Annotated in this window: 12 protein-coding genes; 5 read left to right on the top strand and 7 right to left on the bottom strand. The window is 68.4% G+C overall.

Features of this window, described 5'->3' with window-relative positions; all coding sequences use genetic code 11:
- Window positions 1–47 precede the first annotated feature (47 nt).
- From A6I89_RS22140 to A6I89_RS22115, 6 genes are all read right to left on the bottom strand, one after another.
- Window positions 48–905, bottom strand: coding sequence for an intradiol ring-cleavage dioxygenase (locus A6I89_RS22140; protein WP_022598147.1), 858 nt, complete (start codon window positions 903–905; stop codon window positions 48–50).
- An 11-nt stretch (window positions 906–916) separates the two neighbouring features.
- Window positions 917–1,840, bottom strand: a complete 924-nt coding sequence (locus A6I89_RS22135; RefSeq protein ID WP_013417334.1) for a PaaI family thioesterase — start codon at window positions 1,838–1,840, stop codon at window positions 917–919.
- A 148-nt stretch (window positions 1,841–1,988) separates the two neighbouring features.
- Complete coding sequence (locus A6I89_RS22130) at window positions 1,989–2,753, bottom strand: pirin family protein (protein ID WP_022598145.1); 765 nt, start codon at window positions 2,751–2,753, stop codon at window positions 1,989–1,991.
- A 205-nt stretch (window positions 2,754–2,958) separates the two neighbouring features.
- The gene (locus A6I89_RS22125; protein WP_005517358.1) at window positions 2,959–3,924 is read right to left on the bottom strand and encodes a pirin family protein; all 966 of its coding nucleotides are present in this window, start codon (window positions 3,922–3,924) and stop codon (window positions 2,959–2,961) included.
- Window positions 3,925–4,018: 94 nt separating this feature from the next.
- Window positions 4,019–6,580, bottom strand: coding sequence for a LuxR C-terminal-related transcriptional regulator (locus tag A6I89_RS22120; RefSeq protein WP_022598143.1), 2,562 nt, complete (start codon window positions 6,578–6,580; stop codon window positions 4,019–4,021).
- Between the two features lie 159 nt (window positions 6,581–6,739).
- Window positions 6,740–8,089, bottom strand: coding sequence for an MFS transporter (locus tag A6I89_RS22115; protein WP_044991433.1), 1,350 nt, complete (start codon window positions 8,087–8,089; stop codon window positions 6,740–6,742).
- A gap of 275 nt (window positions 8,090–8,364) precedes the next feature.
- Here A6I89_RS22115 and A6I89_RS22110 point away from each other — a divergent pair, with 275 nt between their 5' ends.
- From A6I89_RS22110 to A6I89_RS22090, 5 genes are all read left to right on the top strand, one after another.
- Entirely contained in the window at window positions 8,365–8,928 is a 564-nt protein-coding gene (locus A6I89_RS22110; protein ID WP_005517364.1) for an HD domain-containing protein, read from the top strand.
- Entirely contained in the window at window positions 8,925–9,662 is a 738-nt protein-coding gene (locus A6I89_RS22105; protein ID WP_044991432.1) for a TetR/AcrR family transcriptional regulator, read from the top strand. Before A6I89_RS22110 ends, A6I89_RS22105 begins: the two co-directional genes overlap by 4 nt.
- A gap of 133 nt (window positions 9,663–9,795) precedes the next feature.
- Window positions 9,796–10,383, top strand: coding sequence for an HD domain-containing protein (locus tag A6I89_RS22100; RefSeq protein ID WP_013417328.1), 588 nt, complete (start codon window positions 9,796–9,798; stop codon window positions 10,381–10,383).
- 240 nt (window positions 10,384–10,623) lie between these two features.
- The gene (locus tag A6I89_RS22095) at window positions 10,624–11,367 is read left to right on the top strand and encodes a class II aldolase/adducin family protein (protein WP_013417327.1); all 744 of its coding nucleotides are present in this window, start codon (window positions 10,624–10,626) and stop codon (window positions 11,365–11,367) included.
- 85 nt (window positions 11,368–11,452) lie between these two features.
- Complete coding sequence (locus A6I89_RS22090) at window positions 11,453–12,703, top strand: amidohydrolase family protein (RefSeq protein ID WP_013417326.1); 1,251 nt, start codon at window positions 11,453–11,455, stop codon at window positions 12,701–12,703.
- Between the two features lie 10 nt (window positions 12,704–12,713).
- On the opposite strand, the gene A6I89_RS22085 is transcribed toward A6I89_RS22090, so the two are convergent.
- The gene (locus A6I89_RS22085; RefSeq protein ID WP_022598137.1) at window positions 12,714–13,532 is read right to left on the bottom strand and encodes a FadR/GntR family transcriptional regulator; all 819 of its coding nucleotides are present in this window, start codon (window positions 13,530–13,532) and stop codon (window positions 12,714–12,716) included.
- Window positions 13,533–13,594 lie beyond the last annotated feature (62 nt).

The following is a 13,594-nucleotide window of genomic DNA, read 5'->3' as shown; positions in this document are numbered from 1 at the left end:
TGGCGTGAGGCTGGACGTCGGCTGTGAGCTTGCTGGGAACCGGAAGGTCAGATGTCGATGCCCAGATTGATCGCCGCCAGGATCCGGTCGGGTTCACGGGCGGTGTTCACCAGCCCGGTGTCGTGGAAGATGACGTCCGTGTCGTTGCGGGTGTCGCGTCCGGGGTGAGCGGTGTACGGCGCGACGCCGGCGAAGACGTCGTCGGTCAGCGCGTCGTCGAGGTACAGCTGCGTGGTCAGGACCGTTCTGCGGTCGATGTGCACCTTGAGGTGGATGTGCACGGTGCGGCCGGTGTACCAGCCGGGGAAGATCGTCGTGAACTGCGCGATGCCGTTGCCGTCGGTGACCTGCGCGCCCCGGAGGTACGTGCCGTCGTCGGTGGTGGGGATCTGGCCGTCGTCGAGGCTGTACGACCCGTCGGACATCGTGACGATCGACGACGCGTCACCGGCAGTCGGCGTGCCGCCGTTCGCCGCGACGGACGCGGCCTCGTAGCCCGAGTAGACGCCGCCCGCGTCGCAGTGCCAGATCTCGACGACGGCGTTCGCGACTCCGGGTGCGCCGCCGTCGGGGTCGCAGTTGCGTGCGTCCTGCACGCGCAGTGCGAGGTGCAGTTCGAGTCCGGGACGGTCCTCGCGGATGTCGCGGCGGATCGAGTCGACGTCGAACCAGTACGGGCCCTGCGTCTCCTCGACCGCCATGACGCAGCGCGGGGCGTCGTCGAGCAGCGCGAGCAGCCGCGGTTCGATGTCGCTGGGGACCGCGGTGATGGGGACGGCCGGGGCGGGATCGGTGCCCGGGCCGCCGCACGCCGCCAGGACGCCGCTGAGTGTCAGGGCGCCGCCCAGGGTCAGCGCGCGGCGCCGGCTGATCCGTAGCCGGCTCAGCTCCACGTCCCGGTGCATGCGGGTGTCCGTCAGAGCAGTTGCGCGCTCGCCGCGGCCCGGATCAGGACCTGCCCGGAGCTGTCGAGCAGACGTGACTCGATGAGTGCGAGGCGGCGCCCGGCGCGGACGACCTCGGCCTCCGCGCGGATCGCGGGGCCGTCGGTGGCGGGGGAACGGACGAAGTCGATCCGCAGATCCAGGATCCGGTACCGCTGATCGGCGGCGGTGAGCGTCTGCGCGACAAGGCCGTTCACGAGGTCGGCCGCGGTGATCAGGATGCCGCCCTGAATCGAGCCCAGGTAGTTGCTCATCCAGTCCTGCGGCGCGAACGTCGCTGTCAGCGAACCGCGTTCGACGTCGGTCAGACGCAGGTCGAGCAGCCCGGCGAGCGGGCCGCGCGCGATCCGCTCCGACGCGATGCCGTCGACGACGTCGAGTCCGGCGCGGCCGGCCAGCTCGTCGGGGGCCGCGCACGGTTCGGCGGCGGGCACGGGGAGGCGCTGCCCGCTGAGCACCGCCGCGGCGTTCGCGCGGGGCCGCGTGACGAACACACCACGCGACTGCACGACCGCGACCGTGGTGCCGTCGCCGTCGTGCATCGCGCCGGCCGCGAGTCCGATGCCGCTCTCGAGGTCGAGGTCGACGACGTCGCCGGTCGCGACGACGGTGCCGTGCGTCGGCATCGGTGCGGCGAGCGTCGCGGAGATCTGCGACAGCACCATGCCCGCGTCCGCGGGGACCGAGTTGCCGAGCGAGCCGCCCGGGCACGCGTCGGCGAGCACGCCGACCGAGCCGAGGATCGTCTGTCCGCGGTGGTCGTGGAAGCGGGCCCCGACCGGCTGCGCGAGCACGAGGTGTCCGGGCCGGACCTCCCGCGCCTCCACACCCATGAACAGGTTGAGGCGGTCGACCCGTTCGGGTGCGGTGCTCGGATCGGCGGCAGTCTGGGTCATTGCACTTGTGTACCACCCGAGCCGCGGGCGCCGAACCGCCGTCCCGGTTGCGCGCGCGTCCGGGCGGACGTAGGCAGCGTGCCGTCCGCCCCGATCGGCCGTGGACGGATCGGCGCGAGTCGGCGCCCGACCCGGCAACCGGCGATGCTCACCCGCCGAGACGTGCGTGCATCTCCCAGACGAGGATCTCGGCCCCGGTCTCGCTCGTGACCTGCTGCCCGCCGGACGCACTGAGCCGGACGGCGTCGCCCTCGTACAGCGTTCCGACGCCCTCCATCTCCGCGGTGCCCTGCGCGACGAACACGTGCACGAACGGCGCTTCGGGGATGCGGACCGCCTTACCCGGCTGCAGCCGGGCCGCGTGCAGCGACGCGTACTTGTTCTTGATCCGGATGGCCGCGTTGTCGCGGTGCTGCGGCATGCCCGACGCGACCGGCACCAGCCCACCGGCGAGGAGTTCGGCGTCGATCTCGAGCTGTTCGTAGCCTGGCATGATGCCCGGCTCGTCGGGCACGACCCACATCTGGACGAAGTGGACGGGCTCCTCGTGCTCGTCGCCCTTCAGCCGCCACGAGTCGTTCTTCTCGGAGTGCAGGATGCCGGTGCCCGCGCTCATCCGCTGCGCGAGACCCGGATAGATGACACCCGAGTGGCCGATCGAGTCCTGATGCACCAGCGACCCCCGCAGCACCCAGGTGACGATCTCCATGTCCTTGTGAGGGTGGGTGTCGAAGCCCTGGCCCGGCTGGACGATGTCGTCGTTGTTCACGAGCAGCAGTCCGTGATGGGTGTTGTCGGGGTCGTAGTGCTGCCCGAACGAGAAGGAGTGCTTGGAGTCCAGCCACGGGATCCGGGTCTTGAGACGGTCACCCGAACGGTGGACGTCGACGTGGGGGGTGGTGAGAGCTGGCATGCGGTCCTCCTCGCTGACAGACGCGGTCAGAGTTGCTCCACGGCGTTCGCGCTGTCGAGTCACCAGGGTACGAAGTGGGACCCGCCGGCGCCGAATCAGTGGTGTCGGTTCGGTCTCGGACTGTTCACGGACGAGTGTCGGGCCGGGAGTCGACCACAATCGGTCGGTCGTTCGACCGATGTGATCGACTGTCCGGCAAAGACATTCAGTTGAGGGTTTCGTGCGCTGCCGGGACGGACCCGAGTCGGCCGGCCTGGTAGTCCTCGAACGCCTGGATGACCTCGGCCTTGGTGTTCATGACGAACGGCCCTGCCATCGCGACGGGCTCGCGGATCGGCCGGCCACCGAGGACGAACACCTCGAGCGACTCGGTGCGCGAGTCCTGGACGTCGGCGGCCGCGATCGTGACGGTGTCACCGCGACCCAGCACGGCGGTCTGGCCCGACGAGATCGGTCGCTTCTCGGCGCCGACGAAGCCGTCCCCGGCCAGCACGTAGACCAGCGCGTTGAAGTCGGGGTTCCACGGCAGCGTCACGCTGGCTCCCGGTGCGACGGTCGTGTGCGACAGCGCGATGGGGGTGTACGTGGATCCGGGACCCTGGTGTCCCGCGATCTCACCGGCGATGACGCGGACCAGGGCCCCGCCGTCGGCGCTCGAGGCGAGGGCGACCTTGCTGCCGGTGATGTCCTGGTAGCGGGGCGCCGCCATCTTGTTGCTCTTGGGCAGGTTGACCCACAGCTGGACGCCGTGGAACAGGCCGCCGCTCATCACGAGGTGCTCGGGCGGAGCCTCGATGTGGAGGATGCCGCCACCGGCCGTCATCCACTGGGTGTCGCCGCCGCCGATGATGCCGCCGCCGCCGTTGGAGTCCTGGTGCTCCATGATCCCGTCGATCATGTAGGTGACGGTCTCGAAGCCGCGGTGCGGATGCCACGGGGTGCCCTTCGGTTCGCCGGGGGCGTAGTTCACCTCACCCATCTGATCCATGTGGATGAACGGGTCGAGCTGTGCGAGGTCGATGCCGGCGAAGGCGCGGCGGACGGGGAAACCCTCGCCCTCGTAGCCGACGGGCGCGGTGACGATGCCCCGGACGGGGCGGTCCACGGCGGTCGGATCCACGGCTTCGATGCGCGGCAGCGCGAGGATGTTGTCGACGGTCACGGCGGGCATGGGGTTCTCCTCCGGGCGGTTAGTTGAGGATTCAACTAGTTCACCGTAGCTCAACAACCTCGAACCCGATCTATTCCCGCCCTCTCCGGGCGCGTCAGCCGTCGGTGTCGTGCCGGCTCGCGAGCAGGCCCAACCGCGTCGCCGTGGTCAGGGCGTCGGCCCGGGAATGGACGCCCAGCTTGCGGTACAGGCTGCGAAGCTGCGTCTTGACGGTGTTCTGGGAGACGTACAACTGTGCGGCGATCTCCGCGACCGACGGCGTCGACGCCAGCGCCTCGAGGACCGCGGACTCGCGATCGCTGATGCCGACCATGCGGATCCGCTCGGGAAAGACCTCCCGGCCGACCGGGGGCGCCGCCGCCGACCACGCCTCGGGCAACGGCACACCCAGGCCGGCGAGACGTTCGACGGCGTTCTCGGACAGCGACGCGAACGGCCGGACCATCCCGGTCTGCTCGAACAGGGAGACCGCGCGCTGCAGCAGCGTCACCGCCGGTTCCGTGTTCCCCATGTCGAGGTGCGCGACGGACTGCAGAAGCGCGGACTCCATCCGGATGCGGGGCTGCGGACAGCCCGCGACGACCGGCCGGGCGCAACCGGCGAGCGTGGACGCGGGGTAGCCGCTCGACAGGTCCATCCGGGCCCGGGAGACAGCCGTCCACGGGCCGCGACCGCGGGCCTGTTCGAGCGCGGTCCACATGTCGTTGCCACGGCCGAGCGCGGAGAACAGGTCCGCCTCGGTCGAGGCCAGAAGCGGCGCCGCGACCGATCCCGACGTGAACCATCTGTCGTAGATCGCGGTCGCGCGGTGCAAGCGATCGAGCCCCTGTTCCGCGTTGCCGGTCACGAGGGCCAGCTGGCAGTGCGCGTACAGCGCGAACGCCCACAGTTCCTCGTCGTCGGGCAGGTCGCCGAGCTCGGCGAGGGCCTTCGCGGTGAGCGTGACATCCATCCGATCCAGCGCGACCAGCGCCGACGCGACCAGGCCGCTCACGCGGACCACCGCCGACATCCCCGACCCGGTGTCGTCGTAGCGCCGTTCACGCTCGAGCCACGTGTCGGCGTACGTCAGTTCCCCGGTCAGGGCGTAGCCGAGAGCGAGATTGCCCGCCGCGTTCCGGGCGATGAAGTCGGTCCCGTCGGGGCGGTTGCCGTGGTGCGCGCGACGCAACTCGCTCGACGCCCGTGTCAGATCGCCCCGCAGTTGGTGCGTGATGCCCCACTGCAGGCGCAGCAGCGGCAGGAACTCGGTGACCTCGCCGTGCTGGACCTCGATCGCCCGGTCCGCCAGCGCGGACAGTTGCGCCGTCATCTCGGCGGCGCGTTCGAAATCACCCGCCACGCGCAGGATGAGCGACTGCACGGTTCCCACGGCGAGCGTCTCGGTGACGACGGACGTATCGGCCTCCGCGACGTCGATGTCGTACGACGGGACCATCGGCGCCGCGAACCCCGCCGAATCGGCGCCGAATCGTAGGAAGAGCTCCCGCCCGGCCTTGATCGTGAGGTCGTCGGCGGCCACCTCGGCGGGAAGGGCCAGCAGCGACTCGCGGACCAGCCGGAAGTGGCGCGAGACGAGTTCGACCCAGTTGGACTTGAGGATCGACACCGTCAGTTCCCAGTCGTGGCCCTCGACGGCGTGCGCCAGCGCGGGGTCGAGTTCGCCGCGCCCCAGGAACCAGCGGGCCAGGTCGCCCGACGCGCGCAGCGGCCCCTGCGGCGCCTCCAATCGCAGATCGCGCATGAGGGATTCGCGGATCGGCTGCGGGAAACGCCACTCGTCGTCGCGCGGCCACGTCGACCGAACCAGTAGGCCGGCGGCCTCGAGGGCGCGTACCCGCTGCGGCGCGTCGCCGTCGGCGGCGAGGACGGCGGCCACTTCGTCGGTGACGATCCGCGCCGCGGAGATCGTGAGCGTGAACTGACGCAGGTCGGCCAGATCGGGGTCGCCGAGGATCGTGCGCTCGACGTACCGGTCGATGGAGCGCTCGAGCGCGCGGCGGGCGAGTGCTCGGCTCTCCTCGTAGTCGGTCCCGAACGGACGGGCCACCGAGACGGCGGCCTGGACGAGGGGCGGAAAGCCGCCTGTCACGGTCTGCACGGTTTCCAGAAGGTGTGGCGCGAGGTCGATTCCGCGGGCCTGCAGGACGGCCTGCGATTCGGCGGGAGTGAACAGCAGATCCGTGGGGGAGATCGTGAGCCCGTCCACGTCGAGCATCGTGGCGTCGTCGAAGATGGCCGTGGACCGGGTGGTGACGACGAGGTGCAGGCGCTCGTCGCTCTCGAGGAGCGTGAGGGCGCGGGCCTGAGCGTCCGGGTCGCCGAGTCGGTCGAGATCGTCGAGCACGACGACGATCGGAGAATCGTCCTGGCTCTGTGCTGCGGCCCCGATTTCGCGGGACACCCTGTCCCAGTAACCATTCGGCATGATGTCGGCTGGGGGCGTGTCCTGCTCGATCACCGTTTCGCCGAAGTCGGACCGGCTGCGCGCCCACGTTCGCAGGAGTGCTGTCTTCCCCGCTGCACGCGGGCCGCGGACGACGGTCAACGCCGTCGGTTTCGACAGCAGCTCGAACAGGCGTGGACGGTTCAGCAGGAAGCGCTCTGCCCGCGGTGATCTCCCACCGGTCTCGATCGCCGATCGGTCAGCTGCCACAGCAACACACTCCCCATGTCCACCGACCCCCGTCGGTGCGATTGGTTCGCCCCCGCTGCGAAACCTTGCTCGTGCACCCGGTCACGAATCGTGACCAGGTGCACGGACAGCACATATTGTCACAGCAGCGCGGTGCGCGGAGGGGAATGCGCACCGGGGTCAGGCGACCGTCGACTCCGCCGTCGCGGGGTTCGGAACGTGGGTGGAGGTGAGCGCCGTCCCCTTGGTCTCCCGGGTGAAGTAGGCGGCGACCGCCACGCACAGGGCCAGCGCCACGACGTACCACGTGAAGAGGTCCGCCGAATCCCGCGAGGTCAGCCACGTGTTCAGGTAGGGCGCGGTGCCGCCGAACACCGCTGCCGCGAGCGAGACCGCGATGCCGGTGCCCGTGGCGCGCGACTTGGTGGCGAACAGTTCGGCGAACCACGCGACCTGCGTGCTCGCCGCGAACGACTGCAGGACCAGTGCCAGCGACATCGCCGTCACGAGGCTGATCGCGGAGTCGTCGAGCAGCCCGGAGAGTGGGAAGGCCAGCAGCGCGACGCCGATACCCCACACCATGTTGTTGACCCGACGTCCGACCCGGTCCGCGAGCATCGCTGCCAGTGGCAGCGCGGCGATGAACACGAGGTTCGCCACCACACCGGACCACATCGCGAGGCGGTCGTCGACGCCGTGGAAGCTGATCGCGTACGCCGGCGCGTTCACCGACCAGGTGTACGAGAACACCGAGGTGCCGCCGACGAGGATGACGACCCGCAGGATCGATCCGCGCTGCGCCCACACGTCGCGCAGCGCCGTCTTGACCGGGGACTCGGGCACGGGGGCGGCTTCGGCCGCGTCCTCGAACGTCTCGGACTCGGCGAGGCCGCGGCGCAGGTAGAGCGCGAAGAACCCGAGGAGCCCGCCGATCAGGAACGGGATGCGCCAGCCCCAGTCGGACATGGTGGACGCGTCGACGCCGGTGCGCATGACGGCACCGAGGAGGGTGGCGAGCACGGTGCCGCCCACCGTCGACATGATGACGGTGCTACCCCACAGGGCGCGGTTGTCCGGGCGGGCCACCTCGGCGATGTAGGTGTAGGAACCGCCCTGTTCGCCGCCGTGTGCGAGGCCCTGGATGCAGCGCACCACCAGGAGCCACAGCGACGCGAAGGCGCCGACCTGGCCGTACGTGGGGGCGACGGCGATGAGGACGCTGGACGCTGCGACGAGCGACATCGTCAGCACCATGACGAACTTGCGGCCGCGGCGGTCGGCGACGAGACCGAAGAACAGACCGCCCAGCGGTCGCATCACGAAGCCGACGGCGAAGACCGCCATCGTGGACAGGAGGTTCGACACCTCGTTGTCGGAGTGGAAGAACTGGTTCGAGAAGTAGACCGCGAAGATCGCGAAGACGGTCCAGTCGAACCATTCGAGCGCGTTGCCCATGTTGACCGCGAGGATCATCCGGGCTCTGCCTCGAACGGTGGTGCCCGTACGCGGTGTCGAGGTGGAAGAGGTCATGACGTTCTCCTTCGGAGACTGCCCGTGAGGGTGGGGAGCTTGGTCTCGAAACGGTGGAGATGGCGGGCACTGTTCGGCCACAGCGGATTCCGTTCGAAGCGATCCGGAATTGCGAAGTCATGTTGAGGCAGGACGCGCCGATTGTCAATCACCCGATTGGGACTCCATCAACTGATTGATCGGGTAATGTTCCGCTGCGTAGTGTTACCCAGGCCACATGGCGTCAGGACGGGAGACGAGACGTGCACCAGCCGCGAACTGTCGGATTCACCAGGATGGACGACGCCACCGTCGCCGAGATGGAGCTGATTCGGGACGAGGCCGCCGTGCATCGACGCGATCACTGGCTCGGAACCGTTGTGCGGCTGTTGGAGTCGATGAAGGGCTATACGTTCGGCTATCGCGTCGACCGATACGAGCACTCCCTGCAGTCGGCGACGCGGGCCCATCGGGAGGGCGCGCGGGTGGACCTGGTCGTCGCGGCACTGCTCCACGACATCGGCGACGACCTGTGCCCGGACAACCACAGCGAGGTCGCCGCGGCCATCCTGCGCCCGGTCCTCGACGACGAGGCGGTGTGGGTCGTCCGGCACCACGGGGTGTTCCAGACCTATCACTACGGCGAGAAGCTGGGCGTACCCGCGAACAGCCGCGACCGGTACCGGGATTCGCCGTACTTCGACACCTGCGCCCACTTCTGCGCCGCGTGGGACCAGGAGTCCTTCGATCCCGAATACGATTCGGAGCCGCTCGAATTCTTCATGCCGATGCTCGAGGAGGTCTTCTCCCGGCCGCCCAAGGTGTGGGGCGACCAGGACCTGGCCGGGCAGGCGCGATGAGCCGCCCGCGCGCGACCCCCAGTAGGCGCCCGGAGATCGTGGAGTGTGCCGCCCGGATGTTCTCGTCGCGCGGTGTCGCCGCGACCACGGTGCGCGACATCGCCGACGAGGTGGGGCTGCACTCGGGCAGTCTGTACCACTACTTCGGGTCCAAGGACGAGTTGGTCTCGGAGATCCTGATCGCCTTCCTCGACGACTTGACCTGCAGTTATGCGAGCGAGATCCGTTGGTCGGTGGCCGCCCCCGAACAGCTGCGCGATCTGATCCACGTCTCGCTGCGGGTTGCTGTGCGCCATCCGCATGCGTCGGAGATCTACGACAAGGAATTCGGCGTTCTGCCGACGCTGCCGGGCTATCGGCACATCGATGCACGCGTGCTCGAGGCTCAGGACGTGTGGTCGCGGATCCTCGCGAACGGGATCGCCGAGAACAGCTTTCGGCGGGATTTCGAGTCGGCGCAGCTGCAGCGCCTGCTCCGGGAGATCGTGTGGACCGCGACGCGATGGCACCGGGACTCGCTCGACGCCGACCACGTCATGCTGTCGACGACCCTGGTGGACCTGTTCGTGGACGGCATCACGGCCCGGGCGCCCGGGTCGCCGGCTCCGGCAGCGGCGGCGGTGCGCGCCGATCCGTTCCGGGAGCGCGGGGCGGGTGACGAAATCGGGCAGCTGCGGCGTGAAGTGCAGGCCCTGCGCGGTGTGGTCGAGGAACTGCGCCTGTCATCGGCCTGAACGGTGGAACTGGATGTAGGCCGACGGCGAGAGATTTCGTCCAGTGGGAATCTCGTACGCGTACTCGCCCTTTCTATGTAAAGATACGAGAATCAGCGGTCGATGACCGCGACGAGCGGAAGGAAGTCACGTCATGGCGATCGACGCGTCGGGTGGCCGGCAGGTGAGCTTCACGCGGATGGACGAATCGACACCGGAGGACATCGCTCTCATCGTCGCCGAGTCGAAGGTCTTCCTGAATGATCGCTTGCCGGACACGATGATCGAGATGCTCGAGGCGTTGCGTGGTCCCACGCTCGGCTATCAGGTGGATCGCTACGAGCATTCGTTGCAGACCGCGACCCGTGCGCTACGAGAGGGTGCGCGAACGGATCTCGTGGTCGCGGCCCTGATGCACGACATCGGCGACGCCATCGCGCCGGCGAATCACTCCGAGCTCGCCGCCGCCATCGTGGCGCCCTACCTCGATGCGGAGGCCACCTGGGTCGTCAAGCACCACGGCGTGTTCCAGGGCTATCACTACTGGGATCGGCTGGGGCTGGACCCGAACACGCGTGAACGCTACCGGGACAGCCCGTACTTCGACACGTGCGCGCACTTCTGTGCCGAATGGGATCAGGTGTCGTTCGACCCCGACTACGACACGCTGCCGATCGACACCTTCGTCCCCCTGCTACGCGAGGTGTTCACCCGACCCGCCTCAGGCTTCGGCTCCGACTAGGAGGTCGACTTTCCGCGAAACATTTTGGGCTGCAAGCGCTCACCCTCACCGAGGGTGGGCGCTTCGTCGTCTCCGGGGGATTGAGTTCTGTTCTCGAACCGGAATGAGATGGGGCTTACATTGCTAACTTTTGTAAGTTAGAGTCTCGGTAGTTCCCGAAGCGACTTACTCTCGATGCAAGGAGGTGCCGTGACCGCACTCGGCGAGTCGACGAATTCTGCAGGGCAGGAGAAGAACTCGATGGACGGCTGGCAGCCGAGCGCCACGCCGCCGATCGGGGTGGAACTCACCGACGAACAGAAGCTCGCATGCGCCTTCCGCATCCTGGCGCACGACGGCTTCAGCGAGAACATGGCCGGCCACATCACGTGGGCGGACCGCGACGACGACAGCCTCCTCATCAACCCGTGGGGACTGTGGTGGGAGGAGGTCTCCGCCTCGGACGTCTGCCGTGTCGATGCGAACGGTGCTGTGGTCGAAGGGAAGTGGGACGTCACGCCCGCGTACCACATCCACACCGAGCTGCACCGTCGCCGGCCGGATGCCCGCGTAGTCATCCACAACCATCCGTACTACGTGACGCTGCTGGCCGCCGTCGGCGTGCTGCCGATGATCGCGCACCAGACGGGCAGTCTGTACGACGACGACTTGTCGCTGGTCAGCGAGTACACCGGCGAGGTCGACGACGCGGCGCTGGGCCGCGACCTCGCCGACAAGATCGGCGACCGCAACAATGTGATCCTCGCCAGCCACGGCATCATCACGACCGCGGACACGATCGAGCTCGCGGTGTACCGCGCGGCGTCGATCGACCGCTTCTGCCGTCTCGCCTACGACATCCTGCTGCTCGGCAAGGATCCGCTGCCGATCGAGAAGCGCATCCGTGTCGCGATGCAGAAGGCGCTCGTCGAGCGCGCCGCGGGCGTCTACTGGGCCGGTGCGGTCCGCAAGCTGATCCGCACCCACCCCGACGTTCTCGACTGACGGACCCAAGATCCCGACTCATCAGCGGTTGCGTATGTAGCGCAGCCGAATTCATCGACCCCCAAGCATTCGAGGAGTGTGCACGATGGCCAGTCTCGACGACCTGATGCAGAACACCGATTTCACCACCAACGTCAAGGGCAAGGTCACGTTCCTGCCCGAGCCCGACAAGGCGCATCGACCCTTCCCGTTCATCTCGGTCGACGACCACATCGTCGAACCGAAGGACACCTTCGAGGGTCGCCTGCCGGCCAAGTTCGCCGACCGGGCACCCAAGGTCATCCACCGCGACGGTGCAGACATCTGGGTGTACGACGGCAAGGAGATCCCGAACGTCGGCTTCAACGCCGTCGTCGGACGTCCGGTCGACGAGTGGGGATTCGACCCGCAGCGGTTCGAGGACATGCGCCGCGGATCGTGGGACATCCATCACCGCGTCAAGGACATGAACCTCTCGGGGGTGTATGCGTCCCTAAATTTTCCGTCGTTCCTTCCGGGGTTCGCCGGCCAGCGCCTGCAGTTGAGCACGAGTGATCGGGAACTCGCGCTCGCGGCCACCCGGGCCTACAACGACTGGCACCTCGAGGAGTGGGCGGGGCCGTACCCGGACCGCATCATCCCGTGCCAGATCCCGTACTTCCTCGACCCGGAGATCGGCGCGCAGGAGATCTACCGCAACGCCGAACGCGGTTTCAAGGCCGTGACGTTCTCCGAGGGCCCGCACGCGCTGGGCCTGCCGTCGGTGCACTCGGGCCACTGGGATCCGATCATGCGGGCGTGTGAGGAGACCGAGACCGTCATCAACCTGCACATCGGCTCGTCGAGCACGTCACCGAGCACGTCCGAGGACGCGCCGCCGGACGTCGCCGGCACGTTGTTCTTCGGCTACGCGATGTTCGCGACCGTCGACTGGCTGTTCTCGAAGATCCCGGTCCGCTTCCCGAACATCAAGATCGTGATGTCCGAGGGTGGGATCGGTTGGGTTCCGGCGCTTCTCGACCGACTCGACCACATGACGACCTACTCGTCGATGTACGGCACGTGGGACGGCATCGACATCTCGCCGGCCGACGTACTCAAGCGGAACTTCTGGTTCTGCGCCGTCGAGGATCCGTCGACGATGGTGCTCCGCGACCGCATCGGCGTCGACCACATCCTCCTCGAGGAGGACTACCCGCACAGTGACAGCCTGTGGCCGCGCACGATGGACGTCGTCAACGAGTCCATGAAGGGTCTCTCCGCCGACGAGCTGCGCAAGGTCACCTGGGAGAACGCCTCCAAGCTGTACCGACATCCGGTGCCGCAGAGCGTGATCGACGATCCGAACAGCTTCTGACCGGATCCCGTCAGCCGAAGAAGAGGCGGTCGCGGGCCACGGCCGGATCGAGCGGTACCAGTGGGCGGTCCGGGTCGTGCGGGTAGGACCCGACGTCGCGCAGGTGGCGGGCGGCGATCACCCGCGCCGACGCGGCGTCGCCGTCCTCGATGCACTGCAGGATCTGGCCGTGGACGGCGAGGGCCTGTGCTCGCTCGGTCCGGGGAATGGTCTCGGGATCGGCCCGCAGGTTGGCCCAGTCGGTGACGTGGCTCGACCACAGCGACTCGAGGGCGCCGGCAAGCACGATCAGCGACCGATTGCCGCAGAGCTGTACGACGGCCTCGTGGAACCGTCGAGACAGCGTCGTGGCGGCGACGAGATCGTCGACGTTGGCGAGCGACTCCTCGTGCAGGGCGCGCAGGATCGGCACCACCTCGGTGGCGCGATCCTCGCGTTCGGCGCACAGCGCGGCGCACATGGGTTCGATCTCGTGCAGGGCGCGGCCGACGTCGTCGATATCGGTGCCGGACATCGCGAGGACCATCGAGAGGCTGTAGGCGACGTTGCCGGGGGTGGGGCGGTGGACCACGGCCCCGCCCCGGTTGCCGCGGCGGACCCTCACCAGCCCCTCCGCCTCGAGGATCCGCAGCGCCTCACGCAGCGATTGGACGTTGACCGGGTACTGCTCGCGCAGCTCGGCCTCCTTGGGCAGGACGTCGCCCTCGGCGAGATCGCCGCGCAGGATGCGCTCGCGGATCTGGTCGGCGACCATCTCGGCCAGCCTGCGCCAGCGGAGGTTGCTCGGATCGACTGCGCGGGGCTTGCTGTCCGGTCCCTGCTGGGGCACCGCGTCACTTCCTTCCGGTTGCCGACGGTTCCTCCCCGGAACCGTCGCCTGAGTTCTGAATG

The organism is Prescottella equi (assembly GCF_002094305.1).
GTDB lineage: Bacteria > Actinomycetota > Actinomycetes > Mycobacteriales > Mycobacteriaceae > Prescottella > Prescottella equi.
Note: the sequence above shows the minus strand (reverse complement) of the source record. Positions and strands in the feature narration are given on the sequence as shown.